At 63.1% G+C, this 20,863-nt stretch carries 16 protein-coding genes; 8 read left to right on the top strand and 8 right to left on the bottom strand.

What is annotated here, in order from left to right:
- Positions 1-60 precede the first annotated feature (60 nt).
- From trxB to BLU39_RS26045, 3 genes are all read left to right on the top strand, one after another.
- Positions 61-1,014 (top strand): thioredoxin-disulfide reductase, encoded by a 954-nt coding sequence (trxB, locus tag BLU39_RS26055; protein ID WP_034758671.1) that lies wholly within the window; start codon positions 61-63, stop codon positions 1,012-1,014.
- A 7-nt stretch (positions 1,015-1,021) separates the two neighbouring features.
- Positions 1,022-1,696, top strand: a complete 675-nt coding sequence (locus BLU39_RS26050) for a Smr/MutS family protein (RefSeq protein WP_092718801.1) — start codon at positions 1,022-1,024, stop codon at positions 1,694-1,696.
- A 135-nt stretch (positions 1,697-1,831) separates the two neighbouring features.
- Entirely contained in the window at positions 1,832-2,461 is a 630-nt protein-coding gene (locus BLU39_RS26045) for a trimeric intracellular cation channel family protein (RefSeq protein ID WP_034786156.1), read from the top strand.
- Positions 2,462-2,604: 143 nt separating this feature from the next.
- Here BLU39_RS26045 and BLU39_RS26040 read toward each other — a convergent pair whose 3' ends face one another.
- Both BLU39_RS26040 and BLU39_RS26035 read right to left on the bottom strand, forming a co-directional pair.
- The gene (locus tag BLU39_RS26040) at positions 2,605-2,943 is read right to left on the bottom strand and encodes a P-II family nitrogen regulator (protein ID WP_034758685.1); all 339 of its coding nucleotides are present in this window, start codon (positions 2,941-2,943) and stop codon (positions 2,605-2,607) included.
- 59 nt (positions 2,944-3,002) lie between these two features.
- A complete protein-coding gene (locus BLU39_RS26035; protein WP_092718799.1) occupies positions 3,003-4,619 on the bottom strand; it encodes an NAD+ synthase in 1,617 nt (538 codons plus the stop codon).
- Positions 4,620-4,710: 91 nt separating this feature from the next.
- Between BLU39_RS26035 and BLU39_RS26030 the strand changes: the two genes are divergently transcribed.
- Entirely contained in the window at positions 4,711-5,868 is a 1,158-nt protein-coding gene (locus tag BLU39_RS26030) for a GNAT family N-acetyltransferase (protein WP_092718796.1), read from the top strand.
- Between the two features lie 62 nt (positions 5,869-5,930).
- Here BLU39_RS26030 and BLU39_RS26025 read toward each other — a convergent pair whose 3' ends face one another.
- Together BLU39_RS26025 and ppa are read right to left on the bottom strand one after the other, a co-directional pair.
- Entirely contained in the window at positions 5,931-6,512 is a 582-nt protein-coding gene (locus BLU39_RS26025; RefSeq protein WP_217635114.1) for an HdeD family acid-resistance protein, read from the bottom strand.
- Positions 6,513-6,706: 194 nt separating this feature from the next.
- Positions 6,707-7,255 carry an inorganic diphosphatase gene (gene ppa, locus BLU39_RS26020; protein ID WP_071324543.1) on the bottom strand — a complete coding sequence of 183 codons (549 nt, stop codon included), beginning with the start codon at positions 7,253-7,255 and terminating at the stop codon, positions 6,707-6,709.
- Positions 7,256-7,867: 612 nt separating this feature from the next.
- Between ppa and BLU39_RS26015 the strand changes: the two genes are divergently transcribed.
- Entirely contained in the window at positions 7,868-10,294 is a 2,427-nt protein-coding gene (locus BLU39_RS26015; protein ID WP_254789069.1) for a membrane-bound PQQ-dependent dehydrogenase, glucose/quinate/shikimate family, read from the top strand.
- A 93-nt stretch (positions 10,295-10,387) separates the two neighbouring features.
- On the opposite strand, the gene BLU39_RS26010 is transcribed toward BLU39_RS26015, so the two are convergent.
- Genes BLU39_RS26010 through hemC form a run of 4 tightly spaced genes read right to left on the bottom strand, consistent with a single transcriptional unit; the run spans position 10,388 to position 14,513 of the window.
- The gene (locus BLU39_RS26010; RefSeq protein ID WP_092718789.1) at positions 10,388-11,584 is read right to left on the bottom strand and encodes a heme biosynthesis protein HemY; all 1,197 of its coding nucleotides are present in this window, start codon (positions 11,582-11,584) and stop codon (positions 10,388-10,390) included.
- Between the two features lie 4 nt (positions 11,585-11,588).
- Positions 11,589-12,737 carry a uroporphyrinogen-III C-methyltransferase gene (locus BLU39_RS26005; RefSeq protein ID WP_092718787.1) on the bottom strand — a complete coding sequence of 383 codons (1,149 nt, stop codon included), beginning with the start codon at positions 12,735-12,737 and terminating at the stop codon, positions 11,589-11,591.
- Entirely contained in the window at positions 12,734-13,516 is a 783-nt protein-coding gene (locus BLU39_RS26000) for a uroporphyrinogen-III synthase (RefSeq protein WP_092718862.1), read from the bottom strand. The genes BLU39_RS26005 and BLU39_RS26000 overlap by 4 nt, the downstream gene beginning before the upstream one ends.
- Positions 13,509-14,513 carry a hydroxymethylbilane synthase gene (gene hemC, locus BLU39_RS25995; RefSeq protein WP_092718784.1) on the bottom strand — a complete coding sequence of 335 codons (1,005 nt, stop codon included), beginning with the start codon at positions 14,511-14,513 and terminating at the stop codon, positions 13,509-13,511. Before hemC ends, BLU39_RS26000 begins: the two co-directional genes overlap by 8 nt.
- Positions 14,514-14,756: 243 nt before the next feature.
- Between hemC and ppc the strand changes: the two genes are divergently transcribed.
- The 3 genes from ppc (at position 14,757) to BLU39_RS25980 (ending at position 20,771) form a co-directional block, all read left to right on the top strand.
- Positions 14,757-17,606 (top strand): phosphoenolpyruvate carboxylase, encoded by a 2,850-nt coding sequence (gene ppc / locus BLU39_RS25990; protein WP_092718782.1) that lies wholly within the window; start codon positions 14,757-14,759, stop codon positions 17,604-17,606.
- Positions 17,607-17,781: 175 nt separating this feature from the next.
- Positions 17,782-19,578: a PAS domain-containing sensor histidine kinase gene (locus BLU39_RS25985; protein WP_175539419.1), complete on the top strand. Its 1,797-nt coding sequence runs from the start codon at positions 17,782-17,784 to the stop codon at positions 19,576-19,578.
- A gap of 53 nt (positions 19,579-19,631) precedes the next feature.
- Complete coding sequence (locus tag BLU39_RS25980; protein ID WP_092718777.1) at positions 19,632-20,771, top strand: hypothetical protein; 1,140 nt, start codon at positions 19,632-19,634, stop codon at positions 20,769-20,771.
- Positions 20,772-20,863: the final 92 nt, after the last annotated feature.

Below are 20,863 nucleotides of genomic sequence, written 5' to 3'. Positions count from 1 at the left end.
CCTTGTTCTTCGCGCGTATGCCCCCAATTCGGATAGACCCCACTCATAGAGAAGCTTCCCATGACCACTACCAAACACGCCCGCGTTTTGATCCTCGGCTCCGGCCCAGCCGGCTACAGCGCCGCCGTCTACGCCGCCCGCGCCAACTTGAACCCGATGCTGGTCACCGGCGTGGAACAAGGCGGCCAGTTGATGACCACCACCGACGTGGAAAACTGGCCCGGCGACCCGATGGGCGTGCAAGGCCCGGACCTGATGCAGCGCCTGCTGCAGCACGCCGAGCGTTTCAATACGGAAATCGTGTTTGACCACATCCACACCACGTTCCTCAATGAAAAGCCGATCCGCCTGAAGGGCGACAGCCACGAATATACGTGCGACACCCTGATCATCGCCACGGGCGCGTCCGCGCAATACCTGGGCCTGCCATCGGAAGCGGAATTCATGGGCAAGGGCGTGTCCGCCTGCGCCACCTGCGATGGTTTCTTCTACCGCAACCAGGAAGTGGCCGTCGTCGGCGGCGGCAACACGGCCGTCGAAGAAGCGCTGTACCTGTCGAACATCGCCAATAAAGTCACGCTGATCCACCGCCGCGACAAGTTCCGCGCGGAAGCGATCTTGATCGACCGCCTGAACGCCAAGGTTGCCGAAGGCAAGATTGTGTTGAAATATAACCACACTCTGGACGAAGTCACGGGCAACGAAGGCGGCGTGACGGGCTTGAACATCAAGTCGACCATCGACGGCAAGGTCGAAGCCTTGAGCGTGCACGGCGTGTTCATCGCCATCGGCCACAAGCCGAACACGGGCATCTTCGAAGGCCAGCTGGACATGCACAACGGCTACATCAAAACCAAGACGGGCCTGGAAGGCATGGCCACGGCCACCAGCGCGCCGGGCGTGTTTGCCGCCGGCGACGTGCAAGACCATATTTACCGCCAGGCCATCACCAGTGCCGGTACGGGTTGCATGGCAGCACTGGACGCCCAGCGCTACCTGGAAGGCCAGGAGTAAGCGTCGCATGGCGTCGATGAAAGACTTTGCCGACCTGAAAGCGGTCAGCAAGCAGCTCAAGGAGCAGGCGGACGCGCGCGCGCAAGCCGCGGCTGAGCGCGCCAAGCAGGTCAAGGTGCAGGCCGTGGAGAGCAATCTGTTCAAGGCCAGCATCGGCGGCGTCAAGCGCCTGCCCGAGTCGGACCGCTACGTGCCCAGCTTGCCCAAGGCGGGCGCGGTCAGCGCCCAGCAGCCGGCGCGCAAATTGTCTCCGGAAGAGGACGATGCGGCCGTGCTGCGCGAATCGCTGTCGGACTTGTTCGAAGTCGACCATTACCTGGAAAACGATCCTGCCCTGAACTACGCCCGCCCCGGCGTGGGACCGGACGTGGTCAAGAAGATGCGCAAGGGCCACTGGCCCATCCAGGATGAGCTGGACTTGCACGGCTTGCGCCGCGACGAGGCGCGCGACGGCATCGGCGCCTTCCTGAACCAGGCGACGCGGCGCAAGCTGCGCTGCGTGCGCGTGATCCACGGCAAGGGTTTCGGCTCGAAAGGCCAGGAACCGGTCTTGAAATCGATGGTGCACAGCTGGCTCGTGCAAAAGGATGAAGTCGTCGCCTTTTGCCAGGCGCGCCGCTCCGAAGGGGGCGATGGCGCCCTCGTCGTATTGCTTTCTTCCGCCCTGCAGCCCATCCGCTGAGCACCGCAGCAAGAAATTACAATTCAGTAACAAGTTAGCTCTCGCACACGGCCCCGTTTGTCACCATTCGGGGCCGTGTCATGTTAACCTGTGACAATTATTTCCTGCTTAGCGTCTCGTGCACGCGCTCCACCCATGATGCCACCCCAATTGCCGCCTGGCTCGCTGATCAAGATCATTGAGGTCATCGCCATCCTGGTGGGCGCGTTTTCCGGCTTCATCGAAGCGCGCCGCAAGCGCATGGACCTGGTCGGCGTGTTCGTCGTGGCCTTCATCACGGCATTCGGCGGGGGGACTTTGCGCGACATCCTGCTCGACAAGCGGCCTTTGTTCTGGGTTTCGCACCAGGAATACGCGATCCTCATCTTCGTGCTGGCCCTGACGGCCGCGCCCCTGATCCAGCATCTGCGGCAAATCGTCTCGGAACGGCTGATCGTCATCGCCGACGCCATCGGCCTGGGCATGTTCGCCATCGCGGGCGTGGCCGAAGCCATGCGCGCCGGCATGCCGATCTTTATCGCCTCGATGATGGGGGTGATTACGGGGATTTTCGGCGGCGTGATGCGCGACATCGTCTGCAACGAAGTGCCGATGGTGTTTCGCGACGGCAAACCGTACGCCATCTGCGCGTTTTTCGGCTGCTGGGCTTATTTATTGCAGATGCACTTCGGCGCCGAGCACGACTTCGCGCTGTGGACCAGCGCCAGCGGCATCACGATTCTGCGCCTGATATGCTGGAAATTCGATATGCGGCTGGGGCGCTGATGCGCCAAGCGGCAACATTCTTGGCGGCGCATGTCGACTTGCGCGCTGGCACGCCAAGCCGACCTACGGCCAGATAAGCGATACATTGCGTAGGTCGGATTAGGTCCGGAGGACCGTAATCCGACACCGTTGTTGGCCCAGACTTACACCGCGTCCGGACCAGTTTCGCCCGTGCGAATACGGATCACCTGCTCCACGTCGCGCACGAAAATCTTGCCATCGCCGATCTTGCCCGTGCGGGCTGCCTTGATGATGGCGTCGACCACCAGTTCCGACACGCTGTCGTCCACCACCACTTCGACTTTGACCTTCGGCAGGAAGTCGACCACGTACTCGGCGCCACGGTACAGCTCGGTATGACCCTTCTGGCGGCCAAAGCCCTTCACTTCCGTCACGGTCAAGCCCGTCACGTTCACGTCGGCCAGAGCCTCGCGCACTTCGTCAAGCTTGAATGGTTTGATGATGGCGGTAATCTGTTTCATGGCTTTCTCCTTATTGGTAATCGTCAGTTCTTCATTAGCTGGCTTAACGGAACGCCGCCTTACTCGTAAAACTTCGAGGTAATCGGATAACGCCAGTCGCGGCCGAAGCCACGGTGCGTGACGCGGATGCCCACCGGCGACTGGCGCCGCTTGTATTCATTGATCTTGATCAGGCGCGTGATTTTCGCCACGTCGGCCGGCGGGTAGCCAGCCTCGATAATGTCGGCGATCGGCCGGTTTTCTTCCATGTACAACTGCATGATGCCGTCGAGTATGTCGTACGGCGGCAGGGAATCCTGGTCCAGCTGGTCGGCCCGCAATTCGGCCGACGGTCCGCGCGTGAGGATGCGCTCGGGGATCACGTCGGACACACTGTTGCGGTACGCGCACAAACGGTAGACGAGGGTCTTGGCGATATCCTTGATCACGGCAAAGCCGCCCGCCATGTCGCCGTACAGGGTGCAGTAACCGACTGCCATCTCGCTCTTGTTGCCCGTCGTTAGCACGATGCTGCCATGCTTGTTCGACAAGGCCATCAGCAAGGTGCCGCGGATGCGCGCCTGGATGTTCTCTTCCGTCGCGTCTTCCGCCAGCCCGGCGAACTCGTCAGCCAAGGTGGCGCGGAAGGCGTCGAAGGTGTGCTTGATCGGAATTTCATCGTAGCGCACATCAAGGCGTTTTACCATGTCGCGTGAATCGATCCACGAAATATCGGCCGTAAATTGCGATGGCATCATGACGGCGCGCACTTTATCGGCGCCCAGCGCATCGACGGCAATGGCCAGGGTCAGGGCGGAATCGACGCCGCCCGACATGCCGATCAGCACGCCCGGGAAACCATTCTTGCCGATATAGTCGCGCACGCCCAGCACCAGCGCCTGGTACACCTGCGCTTCCGTGCTCAACGGCGCGGCCAGCGGTTGCGGCACGGGCGTGGCACCGTCGAAGTCGACCAGCTGCAAGTCTTCCTCGAAGTGGCGCAGCTGGGCGCAGATGGTGCCGGTCGCATCCATGACGAACGAGTCGCCGTCGAAAATCAGTTCATCCTGGCCGCCGACGAGGTTGGCGTAGACCAGGGCCATGCCTTGCGCGCTGACGTTCCTGCGCATGGTGTCATAGCGCAGATGCTGCTTGTTCATGTGATAGGGCGAGCCGTTCGGCACCAGCAGCACTTGCGCGCCGGCCGCGCGGGCACGCGCAGGCGCATGCTCGAACCACGTGTCTTCGCAGATATTGATGCCGAAACGCACGCCCTTCACGCCAAACACGAAAGCCTGGACCGACGACGTGAAGTAACGCTTTTCATCGAACACGGTCGTGTTCGGCAAATCGTGCTTGCGGTAGGTGCCCAGCACTTCGCCATTGAGCAACACGGAGGCGGCGTTGTAGCGCACGCCCTTCTCGTCTTGCAGGGGCAAGCCCACCACCACGTGCAAATCCTTGAACTGGGCCAGGTCGGCAGCCAGTCCCGCAAACGCTTCCTGCGTTTTTGCGTAGAATGCATTGCGCAGCAATAAGTCCTCGGGTGGATAGCCGACCAGCGACAGTTCCGGCGTGAGCACGATATCGGCGCCCGCTTCAAAGGCGCGGCGGGAAAGGTCGAAGATCTTGGCACGGTTGCCGGCCAGATCGCCGACCGTACTATTCATTTGAGCAATTGCGACTTTGACTGTCATGATGATGATGGATATTTTCGTTCTATTAAACAAGACAGGGGCGCGCAGGCCGATGACGGCGCCCCGAGAGTGATGAATGCACACTACAACAATGAATTATCGCACGGCTATCGTCACTACCCTGGCTGAAATTGGCGAAGCGGCTTGGTCTGAACTGCTGGCAAGCCAGGCGGAGGCCAAGGCGGAGGCCAATCCCTTCCTTTCCTACGCCTTCCTGCACGCGCTGCACGAGTCCGGCTGCGCCAGCGCGGACACGGGCTGGCAGCCCAATTACCTGGTGCTGTGGCAAGGCGAGACCCTGGCCGCCGCCCTGCCCCTGTACCTCAAAATGCACTCGTATGGCGAATACGTGTTCGACTGGGCCTGGGCCGACGCCTATCGGCAACACGGCCTTGAATATTACCCGAAACTGCTGTCCGCGATTCCATTCACGCCTGTGAGCGGCACGCGCCTGCTGGCCCGCGATGGCGAGGCGCGCGCCGCCCTGCTGGCCTTCCTGCAGGCGCAGCAGCAAGCGGCCGACGTCTCGTCCTGCCACATCCTGTTCCCGCCGGAAAGCGAAGCGCGCCAGCTGGAGGAAGCCGGCTACCTGATGCGTAGTGGCGTGCAGTTTCACTGGCTCAATCCCGGCTACACGGATTTCGAGCAATTCCTCGCCACCCTCGAACACAAGAAGCGCAAGAATATCCGCGCCGAGCGGCGCAAGGTCCGGGAAGCGGGCGTCATCCTGCGCCAGGTACGCGGGACGGAGGCGACGGACGCGGACTGGCAGCTGTTCCACCGCTGCTACAGCAATACCTATGCGGAACACCGTTCCTCGCCCTATCTGTCGCTGGAGTTCTTCCGGCGCCTGGGCGCCAGCATGCCGCAGAACATTCTCTTGGTGATCGCCGAGCGCGAAGGCCGGGCCATCGCCGCCTCGCTGGTGATCCACACGGCTGACACCCTGTATGGCCGCTACTGGGGTGCGCTCGAGCACGTGCCCTGTCTGCATTTCGAGACGGCGTATTACCAGCCGCTGGAGTTTTGCATCGCCAACGGCATCGCCACCTTCGAAGGCGGCGCCCAGGGCGAGCACAAGATGGCGCGCGGCTTCCTGCCGCAAAAGACCTGGTCCGCCCACTGGCTGGCGCACCCGGCCTTTGCGGACGCCGTGCAGCGCTTCCTCGAGCGCGAACGGGGCGGCATCGACGCCTATCTCGACGAGTTGAACGAGCACAGTCCGTTTCGGTCCGCATCACCTTCATGACGTAGACCCCCTTCCCGGCCAGGCGGCGGGGAGCGTCATTCATCCAACGTCATTGAGCCAGGTCAGGCGGTCGAACGACCGGGGCTGGAAGTGGCGGCGCCATCCTTGTGCAGCTTGTAGGCGCGCCATGCCAGGGTCAGCAGCAAGATGCCCGTCAGCAAGGCATACACGCCTATCATCCACACGAGGGCGAACGTGCCTGCTGCGGGAAACAGCAAGATCAGGATGCCGAAGGCGATGGAGATGACGGCGTTAAGCACCAGCAACCATTCGCCCTGGATCGCCTTGCGCAGGCGGATCGCCAGCACGATGTCGAACACCCCGGAAACAAGGGCATTGACGCCGATCATGACGATCAGGGCAAACGTCGTCAGCAGCGGGTTGATGATGGTCAATATGCCTACGGCCAGGCCGCAGATACCCAGAAGCAGCAAAGCCCACCAGTCGCCGCCATGCTTGCGGTTGCTGAACGCGCCGATCACGGACGCGCCGCCGCCGAGCAATGCGTAAGCGGCAAACACCATCAACAGCGACAGCACGGTGACACCCGGCCACGCCAGGGTGATCGCGCCAAAGATGAGGGCCGCCAGCCCCCGCAAGGCCAGCACCCACCACGAACGCATGAATAAATGCCCGGTATGCATATTACCTCCCTGTGATTTATTGAAAGATTGAACTATTAATAATAAATCAGTCGTGGCGAAGCGACGTCATCCTTCGGAAAGCATGATACTTATGGCAAAAAAAAAGCCTCCTGCCATGATAGCAGGAGGCGCTTTTTACTCGCACACGGCAGGGAAACCGGCTGCAAGCCGCGGTTTGTCGCGCGGGCGGCTAATCAGGAAGCTGCTTTTTCAGCATCTGCCTTGTAGGCGGCGACGCCGCCGAGGATCTCTTCCTTGGCCACTTCAGGACCATACCAGCCGTCGATCTTGACCCATTTGCCTTTTTCCAGATCCTTGTAGTGCTCGAAGAAATGCTGGATCTGGCGCAGACGCAGTTCATTCAAGTCTTCCGGCTTTTGCCAGTGGCTGTAGATCGACAGGACCTTGTCGACTGGCACGGCCAGCACTTTCGCGTCTTCGCCCGACTCGTCGGTCATTTTCAGCACGCCGATAGGACGGCAGCGCACGACCACGCCCGGGATCAGCGGGAACGGGGTGATGACCAGCACGTCGACCGGGTCGCCGTCCGGCGACAGGGTGTTCGGCACGTAGCCGTAGTTGCACGGGTAATGCATGGCGGTACCCATGAAGCGATCGACGAAGATCGCGCCGCTTTCCTTGTCGACTTCGTACTTGATCGGATCGGCATTCATCGGGATTTCGATGACGACGTTGAAATCGTTCGGCAGGTCGCGGCCGGAAGAGACGTTATTCAAACTCATGGGGTTCCTCATTAGCGGGTGGTGTTTTAACCGCGCAATTATAGCGAAGTACAGGCCGCTTGTGCGACGCAGCAGCGGCCCGCCGGCGTTTTGCGCGTCCTGCCAGCAACAGTGGCGCACTCGGTTCACTGAACCCCCTAGCCTGCCAGCGAGAGTATAAACAGGCCAGCAAAAATAATAAGTAGAAACACTTAAGCATTACTACGGTCCGTCACGAGTTAATACCTGGAATATCCGCTCATTTTCAATTCAATATCACCATGCGGCAAACGTGGTTATGGTATTTGATATTGCATTTTATGCAGTCACTTATAACAACGATTTCAATTTCATTCTCTCCGCGATGCGCGCGCATGGCGACGCAGCCGCTTCAATACCTCCCTCCAGCCCGGGAACGCCCTCTTCCAGCATAATATTTGCGCTTATTTGCAGCATTTATTGATTTAAATGGCGGACCTTCCAAAAAGTGACGCGACCAGAAGACAATCATCAATTCTGATAAACTGTCACATTCTGGTGTTTCCAAAACTTCGCATACTCTGCAAACAAAGCCTGCGCTAGATTCAATATGGCGCCTCCGCGCGCCACCGATAAATCCTTGCAAAAAGGAATATGATGATTCCCTCTTTCCGGCCCGGGCCTTTATTAAAGGTCACCGGTTTTATTTTCATTCTGTTTGGCCTCGCCCTGCTGGGCGGCGGCATCTGGCTGGCCTCTCTGGGCGGCTCCTGGCACTACCTGCTGGCCGGCATAGGCATGCTGATCGCAGGCGCGCTCGTCTTCAAAGGCAAGCGCAGCGCGCAGCCCTTCATGGCCTTCCTGCTGCTCGCCACCCTGATCTGGTCCCTCATTGAAGTCAAATTCGACTGGTGGCAATTGCTGCCGCGCCTCGATATCTGGTTTGTCGCCGCCGTCTGGCTGCTGCTGCCCTTCGTCAACCGCCGCCTGGCGCCAGCCGCCGCAGCGAAACACGGGCACGCGGGCAAGACGGCCCTCTCCGCCGCCGTGGCCCTGACCGTCATCGCCGGCGTCATCGCCCTGTTCCAGGACTACCATGACCTGCATGGCGACGTGCCGGCCGAAAACATGGCCGCCACCGCCACGGGCGACCTGGCGCCCGGCGTCGAGCACAACGACTGGTCCGCGTACGGCCGTTCCGGCTATGGCGACCGCTATGCCCCTGCCGCGCAGATCACGCCAGCCAACATTTCCGGCCTGAAAGAAGCCTGGACGTATCATACGGGCGACTTCAAGGGTCCGAACGATCCGGGCGAGATCGCCAACGAAGTCACGCCGCTGAAGGTCAATGACATGCTGTATTTGTGCACGCCGCACAATATCGTCATCGCCCTGAACCCGGACACGGGCAAGGAAATCTGGCGCCACGATCCGAAGATCAACCGCGACGCGGCCAGCTACCAGCACATGATCTGCCGCGGCGTGGCGTACTGGGACGTGAACGCGGGCCGCGCGAAGAACAATCCCGCACCGGAAGCCGCCGGCATGGAATGTCCGCGCCGCATCCTGGCGCCGACCATGGACGGCACCATGATCGCCGTGAACGCCGATACGGGCGAGTCGTGCAAGAGCTTTGGCAACAACGGCGTCGTCAACCTGTATAAAAACATGGCGATGATCAAACGCGGTTTCCTGATGCCGACCTCGCCGCCGGCCGTGTCGCAGAAAATGGCCGTGATCGCCGCCAGCGTGACGGACAACCACTCGACGGAAGAGCCGTCGGGCGTGATCCGCGGCTACGATCCCGTCACCGGCAAGCTGATGTGGAACTGGGACCCGGCCACGCCGGAGGATACGCAACCCTTCCCTGAAGGCAAGAACTACACCAACAACTCGCCCAATTCGTGGGGCGTGGCCAGCATCGATGAAAAGCTGGGCATGGTGTACATTCCGATGGGCAATGAGACGCCCGACACCTGGGGCGGCAACCGCAACAAGAACGGCGAGAAATTCAACAGCGCCATCGTCGCGCTGGACTTGGCAACGGGTAAAGTGCGCTGGGTCTACCAGACCGTGCACCACGATATCTGGGATATGGATATCGGCGGCCAGCCTAGCCTGGTCGACATCGACACGCCGAAAGGCAAAGTGCCGTCCGTCGTGGCCACCACCAAGCGCGGCGACATCTACGTGATCGATCGCCGCGACGGCAGCCTGGTCGTGCCCGCGCCGGAAAAACCCGTACCGACGAGCAATCCTGCCGCCGGCGACACCCTGTCGCCCACGCAGCCGTTCTCGGCCCTCACGTTCCTGCCAGAGCGCAATATCAGCGAAGCGGACATGTGGGGCACGACGCCATTCGACCAGCTCGCCTGCCGCATCATCTTCAAGGAACGCCGCTATGAAGGCCCGTTCACGCCGCAAACGGCCGGCAAGGGCGCCGTCATTTCCCCGGGTCCATTGGGTATCTTCGAATGGGGTGGCGCGGCCATCGACCCCGTGCGCCAGTTGTTAATCGTCAACCCTGACTACATGGGCTTCCTGGAAAAACTCGTGCCGCGCGCGGAAACGACGGCCAAGGGCGGCACCGGTGGCGAAATGGGCTTGCAGCCGCAGACGGGCGTCCCGTTCGCCGTGGAAATCAAGGCCTTCCTGTCGCCGCTGGGCTTCCCATGCCAGGCACCGCCGTGGGGCTATGTGGCCGCCGTCGACCTGCGCACGATGAAGAAAGTGTGGATGCACAAGAACGGCACCACGCGCGACAGCGGCCCCGTGCCGATCCCGCTGCCACTGGGCGTGCCCAGCCTGGGCGGCATGGTCACCACGGGTGGCGGCGTGACCTTCCTCAGCAGCACGCTCGACTACTACATCCGCGGCTACGACGTCAGCAATGGCAAGGTCATCTGGAAAGCCCGCCTGCCAGCCGGCGGCCAGGCTACGCCGATGAGCTATGTGTCGAACAAGTCGGGACGCCAGTTCGTCGTCGTCATGGCCGGCGGCCACGGTTCGCTGGGCACGAAGATGAGCGATACCCTGGTCGCGTATGCCTTGCCGGAAGGCACTGCCGTAGAGAAGAAGTAAAGCGCGAAGAAGTAAAATAGCAAAGTAGCAGCGCAAAAAAAAGCCGTTCAGTCTGCACTGAACGGCTTTTTTACGCCTGAAGAAACAAGTCGCTTACAGGATGGTCGCCAGCGCGCACTGCCGGTAATGGGCTGCGGCCTGTTCCGTCTGCTGCAAGGCATCGTGCATCTGGGCCAGCTTCAGGTGGGCGTCGCGCACCATTTGCGGCTCGTTCGCGTCCGACAAAGCCTGCTCCAGGTGACGCTGGGCCTTGCCCCACAGTTTTTGCTTGAGGCACAAGGTGCCCAAGGTCAGCGCCAGTTCCGCATCCAGCGGACGCTGTTTCATCCATTGCTCGCAGTGCTCAATCTGCAGCAGCAGGGCCGGCGTGCCGCTCGGCGCCGCCGCTTCGCGGTAGGCGCGCACGACGCGCTCGTCCCAGTCGGCGGCCAGCGACTCTTCGCACACGAGGCGCGCTTCGTCGTGCAGGCCGCGCGCATTCAGGGCCGTGGCGGCGCGGCAGGCGATATACGGCTTGACCCGGTCGCTGCTCGGCACGGTGGACCACACGCGCATCAGCGATTCCGCGTCATGCGACGGGTCGGACAGCAAATGGTCGTAGGCCAGTTCGCGCAGGCGCGATGACAGGGCCGGATGCAGGGCGCGGTGCTTGTCGAGCGAACGCACGAGGCGCAGCACTTCCGGCCAGTTCTTCGCCTGCTGCTCGGCCTTGAGCGACCATTGCAGGGCGTGGATGTGGCGCGTGCCGCTGGCATTGAGTTCGCGCACGGCGGCCAGGGCCGCTTCCGGCTGGTGGTCGTCGACCAGCAATTCCGTCACCGTCATCAAACGGGCCGTCTTCAGGCTGGCATCGCCTTCGACGCGGGCCAGCCAGCTGTCGCGGCGTTCGGACTGGCGCATGCGGTGCGCGGCGCGCGCGCCGATCAGCGCGGCCAGGCCGGCGTTTTCGTCCAGCTCGGCGGCGCGCAAGGCGGCCTTCTCGGCATGGCCGAAACGGCCTTCGAACAGGGCTTTCAAGGCTTCGCGCAAGCCCTTGTTGCCGTCGCGCTCACGCTTGCGCTGGCGGTAGGCCGCCACTTGCGCCGGCATGCGCACGGTGGCGCGCACGGCGCGCACCAGCAGGTACAGCAGGACGAACAGCACGACCTCCAGCAGCAGGAAGAAGTTCAGCGACAAATCGATGCGGTATGGCGGATAGAACAGCACCACGTTGCCAGGGTTGAAACGGGCCGTCACGGCGATACCGATCGCCGCGGCCATCAGGGCGAGTAACCAGAGAAATAGACGCATGGGCTCAGGACTTCGCTTTGTAGTTGCGCACAGCCGTCAGGCTGTCGGACAAGGTTGGCATTTCGATGGCCAGGTTGCTGCCCTGCACCTGGCGCAGCAGCGCTTGCGCCGTCTGCGTGCTCTTGGCGCGGGTGTCGAAATACTTGGCCAGCGCATCCTGCGCAGCGATCAAATCGTTACGGAAAGCCGTTTCATTACGCGACAACAAGGCCATGCGGGCATTGAGCAGGCGCAGCTTGACGTTTTCGCGCAAGAAATACGATTGCGTCGGCGACAGCATCAGCGCTTCCGGCGTATCGACGCGGCGGATGCGGATCAACTGGCGCACGTCGGCCCACATGTCGCCGCTCCAGGTATTGAAGCCGTCGCGCACTTTTTGCAGCAGCGGTTCCGGCGCAGGCGGCCCCATCAGCTTGCCGCTGGCATCGCGCACGGGCTTGGCCTTGCCCGGTTTTTCCGGCGCGGCCGGCAAGGCCGGCGTTTCGTCGGACAGCATCGGCAGCGAATCGATCTGGGCGATCACGGCGTCGAGGCGCAGGGCCACGCCCGTCGAATCGACGCTAGGGAGGGCCTTGAGTTTTTCCATGTCGCGCCCGATGGCGCGGCGGATGGTGATGAATTGCGGCTTGTCCGAACGCGACAGGCTGCGGTCGGCGTTTTGCAGGGCGATCAGCGCGCCGGGCACGTTGCCGGCCAGCTGCAGCTGCTGGCTGGCCGTCGACAGCACTTGCTCGATTTCCGTCAGCGCCCACTCGTCGCGGTTCTTCGACAAGTCGTTATACAGTTGTTCCAGCGCCAGCTGCTGGCTTTGCGTTTCGCTCTGGCGGTTTTCCAGCGCGCCCACCTTGATTTGCAGCTCTTTCGTGCCTTCTTGCACGTTGCGCGCCAGCACGCCCGTTTCGGCATTGCTGACATCGCCCTTTTGCAGGCGCTTGGCCACTTCTTCGCGCAGGTTGCGGATCTGCTTGCTGGACGACCAGCTTTGCGCAGCCAGCAGCACGGCCAGCACGATGACGGCGATGCTCATGGGCTTTTGCAGCTGTTCCAGCAAGGTCGGCGCGCGGCCGGCAGGTTGGTCGGCCGCCTGCGGCGCCGTCTTCACGGCGCTGCCAGGCGTTGCATTCGGTTCGGAGAGTGTAGGCATTTCGTTCATGGTCGTGATTGTAACGCGGCGAGCACTCCTGCGTCGCCTGATCCTGTCAGGGTGACGCGGGCAAAACCCAGGGCCGCCGCCGTTTGTGCAATGCGGGCGTGCGGCACGATCAGATGCTGCTGTTGCATTTTCACAACAGCCGTCTTTTCAGCATCCATTTCGCCCAGCAGCGCCAGCAAACCGCGCAGCGCTTCCGAGCTGGTGATGATCCAGTCATTATTATGCTGCAACAGGTTTTCCAGGGTCGCCCGCAAGGCCGGCGTCAGCGTCGGCACCTTGCGGCGGTAGGCAGTGACGAACTCGACTTCGGCGCCGGCCGCGCGCAAGCCGTCGGCCAGGTAATCGCGTCCGCCATCGCCGCGCACGATCAGCACGCGCTTGCCGCGCAGGGCCGGCAAGTCCAGCGCCAGCAATAAATGTTCGGAATCGCTGCGCGCCGTGTCAAACGGGCTGGTGATGGCCGCGTTGGCCTCCGTGACGCCATGCGCGGCCAGGGCCATGCGGCTGCCCTCGCCCACCACGGCCAGCGGCACACCTAGCGGCCAGGCGGGCAAGTGCGCAAAGACGCAGTCGATGGCGTTCGGCGACACGAAGGCCACCAAGTCGAACTCGCGCAGGCGCGCCAGCACGGCCTGCAAGTGCGCGCATTCGTCCTCGCCGTCAAGCGCGTGGATTTCCAGCAGCGGCAAGCGCGTTACGGGCAAGCCCAGCGCCGCGATGCTGGCGGCCAGCGGCCCCGCTTGTTGCGCGGGCCGCGTGATCACCACAGTGTCAGGCATGCGGCGCCAGGCCTTCATGGTTGTCGGGAGTAACAAAGCACGAGGCGAGGATGGCGGCGGCATCCTGCCCGCGCAGCAGTTCGGCCACCTGTTCGCCCAGCTGTTCGGGGGCGTCGGCCGGGCCACCGACGTCGGCGCTGGCCATGCGCGCGCCATCGGGCGTGGCGACCATGGCGCGCAGGCGCATGTTGTCGCCTTCGACAGTGGCGAACGCGGCCAGCGGAATTTGGCAGCTGCCGCCGAAAATCTTCGACACCTTGCGCTCTGCCGTGACGGCTTGCGCCGTGGCCGTGTGGTTCAGCGGCGCCAGCAGGCGCACGAGGTCGGCACCATCCGCGCGCCCGCTGCGGATCTCGATCGCCATGGCGCCCTGGCCCGCCGCCGGCAGGCTGTCTTCCGGCGCCAGCACGGCGCGGATGCGCGAGGCCAGGCCCAGGCGTTTCAGGCCGGCGGCGGCCAGGATGATGGCGGCGTAATCGCCACGGTCGAGCTTGCCCAAACGCGTATCGAGGTTGCCGCGCAGGGGCAAAATCGTCAGGTGCGGATAGCGCGCGGCGATCAGCGACTGGCGGCGCAGGCTGCTGGTGCCGACGACGGCGCCGTGCGGCAGCTCGGCCAGGCTGGCGTAGTCGTTCGACACGAACGCGTCGCGCGGGTCTTCGCGTTCGAGGATGGCGGCCAGGGCAAAGCCTTGCGGCAACTCCATCGGCACGTCCTTGAGCGAATGCACGGCCAGGTCGGCGCGCCCTTCTTCCATCGCCACTTCCAGTTCCTTGACGAACAGGCCCTTGCCGCCTACCTTGGACAGGGCGCGGTCCAGAATCTGGTCGCCGCGTGTGGTCATGCCGAGAATTTCAACGCTACACTGCGGATACAGGGCGGCCAGGCGCGCACGCACGTGTTCAGCCTGCCACATGGCAAGACGGCTCTCGCGCGTGGCGATCACCAGGCGGGCAGGAATATTCAATTCGTTCGGGGTCAATTCGGATGCTTTCAAAACAAGTTCTTTCGCTGTGGCTGTCGTTGTCATTATCGTTGCCAATTCGCCCGTCCGATATCAATTTGTATCGAAATGGTGCCCGGCGTCGCTATAATCGTTATCCCTTGGCCTAGAAGGCCAAGTCAGGCTAGCGTCCATGTTGAAGACCACAAATTTTATCATGCGCCCCCTCCCCTCTGCGGCCAAACGCCCGGTGCGATCCACATTCCCTTGCTTTTACACTTACTTTGGTTCTTTATTATGCTCAATGACGCAGTAGCACCAGAAATAGTTCCAGCGGCCGGCTCCGACAAGGACGCGCCGCTGAAAGAAGACATCCGCCTGCTGGGCCGCCTGCTGGGCGACGTGCTGCGCGAACAGGAAGGCGACGCCGTCTTCAATGTGGTGGAAACCATACGCCAGACTTCCGTGCGCTTCCGCCGCGAAGCGGACGCGGACGCGGCCCTGGAACTGGACGCCATGCTCAAGGAACTGAGCCGCGAACAGACGATTTCCGTCGTGCGCGCCTTTTCCTACTTTTCGCACCTGGCCAACATCGCGGAAGACCAGCACCACATCCGCCGCCGCCGCGCCCACCTGCTGGCTGGTTCCCCTGCGCAAAAGGGCAGCGTCAGCTTCGCGCTGAAAAAACTGCGCGCCGCCGGCGTGCCGCGCAAAACCGTCGACACCTTTTTCCAGGACGCCCTGATCGCGCCCGTGCTGACGGCCCACCCGACGGAAGTGCAGCGCAAGAGCATCCTCGACGCCGAGCACGACATCGCCCGCCTGCTGGCCGAGCGCGACTTGCCGCAGACGCCGAAAGAACGGCAAGCCAACATGCAGCTGCTGCGCTCGCGCGTCGCCACCCTGTGGCAGACGCGCATGCTGCGCTATTCGAAGCTGACGGTGGCCGACGAGATCGAAAATGCCCTGTCCTACTACCGCATCACCTTCCTGCGCGAACTGCCGGGCCTGTATGACGACATCGAGGAAGACATCGCCGCCGAGTACCCGAACGGCAACGGCACGATAGACCCGATCAACGCCGCCTACGTACAGATGGGCAGCTGGATCGGCGGCGACCGCGACGGCAACCCGAACGTCAACGCGGGCACCATGCAGCATGCGCTGGCGCGCCACGCCACCACCATCCTCGACTTTTACCTCGACGAAGTGCACGCGCTGGGCGCGGAATTGTCCGTCTCGACCCTGATGGTGGGCGTGAGCGCCGACCTGCAGGCGCTGGCCGACCAGTCGCCGGACGCTTCGCCGCACCGCAGCGACGAGCCGTACCGCCGCGCCCTGATCGGCATCTATGCGCGCCTGGCCGCCACGGCCCGCGCGCTGGGCGCCACCAACATCCTGCGCAAGGAAGTGGGCGCGGCCGCGGCCTATCCGGACGCGGCCGCCTTTGTGGCCGACCTGCGCACCATCGTCGCCTCGCTCGAGTCGCACCACGGCGCCGCCCTCGTGCGCCCGCGCCTGGCCACCCTGGCGCGCGCGGCCGACATCTTCGGTTTTCATCTTGCCTCGCTCGACATGCGCCAGACCTCGGACGTGCACGAGCGCGTGCTGGCCGACCTGTTCGCGAAAAGCGGCGTGGCCGCCGACTACACGGCCCTGTCCGAGGAAGACAAGCAGGCCCTGCTGCTGAACGAACTGGCGCAGCCGCGTTTGCTGTATTCGCCCTATATCAGCTATGCGGCGGAAACGGATTCCGAGCTGGCGATTTTGCGCGCGGCGCGCGACATCCGCCAGCGCTACGGCGCGCGGGCCATCCGCAACTACATCATTTCGCACACGGAAACCGTGTCCGACCTGCTGGAAGTATTGCTGCTGCAAAAGGAAACAGGCTTGCTGCGCACGGACTGGACAGCGGGAGGCGACGGCGACAGCACGTGCGAGCTGATGGTCATCCCCCTGTTCGAGACGATCCCCGACCTGCAGCGCGCGGCCGGCATCATGAGCCAGGTCATGGCCTTGCCGCTGGTCAAGCAACTGATCGCCAAGCAGGGGCAGTTGCAGGAAGTCATGCTCGGTTATTCCGACTCGAACAAGGATGGCGGTTTCCTCACGTCGAACTGGGAACTGTACAAGGCGGAACTGGCGCTCGTCTCCGACTTCCAGAAGGCCGGCGTCAAGCTGCGCCTGTTCCATGGCCGCGGCGGCACGGTGGGCCGTGGCGGCGGCCCCAGCTACGAAGCCATCCTGGCCCAGCCGCCGGGCACCGTCAACGGCCAGATCCGTCTGACGGAGCAAGGCGAGATCATCGCGTCGAAGTTTTCCAATGCGGAAATCGGCCGGCGCAACCTGGAATTGCTGGTCGCCGCCACCCTGGAAGCGAGCCTGGCGCCGCAGGCAGCCAATCCCGCGCACGCCAGCCAGCTGGCGCAGTTCGAAGCCGTGATGGCGGAATTGTCGGACCTCGCCTATCACGCCTACCGCCACCTCGTGTATGAAACGCCGGGCTTTACGGAGTATTTCTTCTCGGCCACGCCGATTGCGGAAATCGCCGAACTGAACCTCGGCTCGCGCCCCGCCTCGCGCAAGGCCAACCAGCGCATCGAAGACTTGCGCGCCATTCCCTGGGGCTTTTCCTGGGGCCAGTGCCGCTTGCTGCTGCCGGGCTGGTTCGGTTTCGGCAGCGCCATCGAAGCCTGGATCAACCAGGCCGACGGCGCCGCGAAGGATGACAAGATCGCCACCCTGCGCGCCATGTACGCGGAGTGGCCATTCTTTGCCACCCTGCTGTCGAACATGGACATGGTGCTGGCCAAGACGGACCTGGCGATCGCCTCGCGCTATGCGGAACTGGTGGCGGACCAGGAATTGCGCGAACGTATCTACAAGCGCATCACGGACGAGCATGGCAACACCTTGCGCTGCCTGGAACTGATCACCGGCAATACGGAACGGCTGGCGGGCAACCCGCTGCTGGCCCGCTCGATCCAGAACCGCTTCGCCTATCTCGACCCGCTGAACCACTTGCAGGTGGAATTGATCAAGCGCAATCGCGCCCTGTCCAGCGCCAGCAAGGTCGACGAACGGGTCCACCGCGGCATCCAGCTGTCGATCAATGGCGTCGCGGCCGGGCTGCGCAACACGGGCTGATAAGGTCGCACTGCCATCGGCAGGCAGGGGCCGGCACCGCAAGGGCCGGCCTTTTTTTCCCAACGGAAAAATATTCTCAAGAAAACAACATTTGGTATTACACTAGCGGCTGACACTTTTTCCCACTCCGGCGCCAGGCGCACGGCAGCGGCCAACCATGACGCCAGGAACGCGGATGAGCAAATGGTCGATTGAAACGCTGAGTGCGGCATGCGCCGCCCTCATCCTGATCATGCTGGGCTGGCTGGCCGGCGCGGCCTGGCAGGAGCTCGACTTCTGGGAGCACATCTGGCTGTCGCTGCTGCTGGCGGCCTCGGCCGGCACGGCCATGTGGCTGATGCGCAAGCTGCGCACCCACCTGGCCAACACGCGGCTGCAGCTCGACGCCAGCGCCATGCGTTACCGCGACCTGAGCGACGCGGCGCAGGACGGCATGTGGCAAACGGATGCGCAAGGCACGATATTGCACATCAACCAGCGCCTGTGCGACATGCTGGGCATGCCGGCGGAAAAGCTGCTGGGCCACAAGATGAGCGAATACCACGACGAAGCGACCTTGCTGCGCCTGTGCCCGCTGAGGCGCGAACAGGAACGCAGCTGCATGGGCGAACTGCAGTACCGGCACGGCGACGGTTCGGAACGCTGGGCCATGATCAGCGGCCGCTGCCTGTACGACCCGCTAGGCAGGCTGACGGGCGCGCTCGTGATGGCCAGCGACATTACCGAACAAAAACGGGCAGAACACGCGCTGAGCATGGCCCATGCGGAACTGGAAAACCGCGTGGCCCTGCGCACGGCCCAGTTGCTCGACGTAAATCTCCAGCTGTCCGCGGAAATCGCCATGCGCGCGCAAACGGAAGCGGCGCTGGCGCGCAGCGAAGAGCGGCTGCAGGACATCATTTCCATGATGCCCCTGTCGCTGTTCCTCAAGGATGCCGATTCGCGCATCGTGCTGATGAACCAGGCCTGCGAACAGCAATGGGGCGTGCGCCACCAGGACATCGCCGAAGGACGCGACCTGAAGCACTTTCCCAGCGACCAGAACGTGGGCTTCCATGCGGCGGACCGGGAAGCGTTTGCCAGCCGCAAGGTGGTGATACGCGAAGAATTGGTATGGAACGCCCAGTTGCAGGAAAACCGCCTCGTGCAGACGCACAAGAAACCCGTGTTCAACGCCGATGGCCAGCCGCAGATGATCATCGCCATGGCCATCGACATCACCGACAGCAAGCGCAACGAGGAAAGCCTGGAACGCACCCTGGCCCAGCTGCGCGAACTGAGCGACCATCAGCAAACCATCAAGGAAGAGGAGCGGCGCCGCATCGCGCTCGACATCCATGACGACCTGGGCCAGAACCTGATGGTGCTGCGCATCGACGTGTCGCTGCTGCACGCGCGCACCGCCAAGACCCACCCGCGCCTGCACCGCCACGCCCAGCGCGTGCTCGACACCATCGATACCACCATCCGCTCCGTGCGCACCATCATCAATGACTTGCATCCCAGCACCCTGGAGCTGGGACTGGGCCCGGCAGCCGAATGGCTGATCCGCCAGATGGAGGGCCGCGGCGCCATCCGCTACCGGCTCACGCTCGACAGCGAGGCGCCGGACCTGGGCCTGGACCAGCGCCAAACGTCGGCCATCTTCCGCGTACTGCAGGAATCGTTGTCGAACATCGTGCGCCATGCCCAGGCCAGTGAAGTGGAAGTGGCGCTGGCGCAAGATAAGGATGCCATCGTGCTGCGCATCAGCGACAACGGCATCGGCATGCAACCGGACGACCACGGCAAGAAGGCTACCTTCGGCCTGAAAAGCATACGCGAACGCGTCCACGCGCTGGGCGGCGAACTGCGCATCGACAGCCAGGCCGGCCAGGGCACCGTGCTGGCCATCCACGTGCCGCAGCCCAGGAAAAGCGCGCCAGCCGAGCATGACGACATACAAACATTGGCAAAAATAGTAGCAAATTAAGTATGCATCTGCGGCATAAAAAAGTATAGTAAGTTTTTTTTGAGGAAACTATCATGCCGCCACGGTTCTCCCGCTTCCCCGCCCCGCTGCTCGGCCTGTGCCTGCTGGCCGCCGTCTCCACCGCCAGCGCCACCATCTATGCCGAACGGGGCTTTGGCGAAAGGGATGGCAATGGCAGCATCGCGTCCGACCTGAATCCGGCGGGCCTGGTGGCCGGCATCATCATGGAGGAAGCAGGACGGCGCCGCGCCGTGACGTATCAGCATGGCCGCATCCGCGAGCTGGGCACCCTGGGCGGCGATGAAGGTTTCACCAAGGCCATCAATATCCATGGCGTGGTGGTCGGCTCGGCACAGACGGCCAGCGGTGCCTGGCATGCCTTCCGCTACGACGCGGCGGACGGCATGCGCGACCTGGGTACCCTGGGTGGCACCAGCAGCTATGCCACGGCCATCGCGCGCGGCGGCCAGGTGGCCGGCTATGCCGATACGAGCGGCGGCGATTTCCACGCCTTTGTGACGAAAGCCGACCACAGCCTGCAAGACCTGGGCACCTTGGGCGGCGCCAGCAGCTATGCCAGCGGCTTGAACAGCCATGGCGTGGTGGTGGGCACGGCCCAGCGCGACGACGGCTACCGCCGCGCCTTCGTCTACCGCCCCGGTGCGGGCATGCAGGAAATCGGCACCCTGCCCGGCGGACGCATCAGCTCGGCCACCGCCATCAACGACGCGGGTCTGATCGTGGGCGCCTCGGAAACGGAAAAGCGCCGCTGGCACGCGTTTGCCTGGGACGGCAAGCGCATGCTCGATCTGGGCGCCATGATCGGCCAGGGCGACAGCTACGCCACGGCCGTCAACGCGGCCGGACACGTGGTCGGCAGCGTCAACATCAACGGCTATGAACCGATGACCTTTGTCTACAAGGAAGGCGTGATGACGGTGCGCCGCCGCGACGACGGCCTGTACCTGACCAACAAGATCACGGACGCCGGACTCGTGGTGGGCGCCGTCTACACGGGACATAAATTCCAGGCCTTCGCCGTGCCGTCGCAAGCGTCGCCGCTACCGCCGCGCCGCAACCCGCTGGACTGGTTCTTCATGACCGTCATCGCCGCCGCCTGCGGCGCGGCGCTGTACCGCGCGCGGCGCCACTTCCGTGCCGGCCTGCTGGGCCAGCGTCCGCATTCGCTGTAAAATAAGTTTGTACCTCGGAGTGTTCACGGGTCTCGACATTACCATGCGTCCGCAAGGTGGCTTGCCAGGACATGGAGATTGTCATCGAACAT

The organism is Janthinobacterium sp. OK676 (assembly GCF_900103595.1).
Lineage (GTDB): Bacteria > Pseudomonadota > Gammaproteobacteria > Burkholderiales > Burkholderiaceae_D > Janthinobacterium.
The sequence above is the reverse complement of the archived record's forward strand: the minus strand, read 5'-3'. Positions and strand labels throughout refer to the sequence as shown.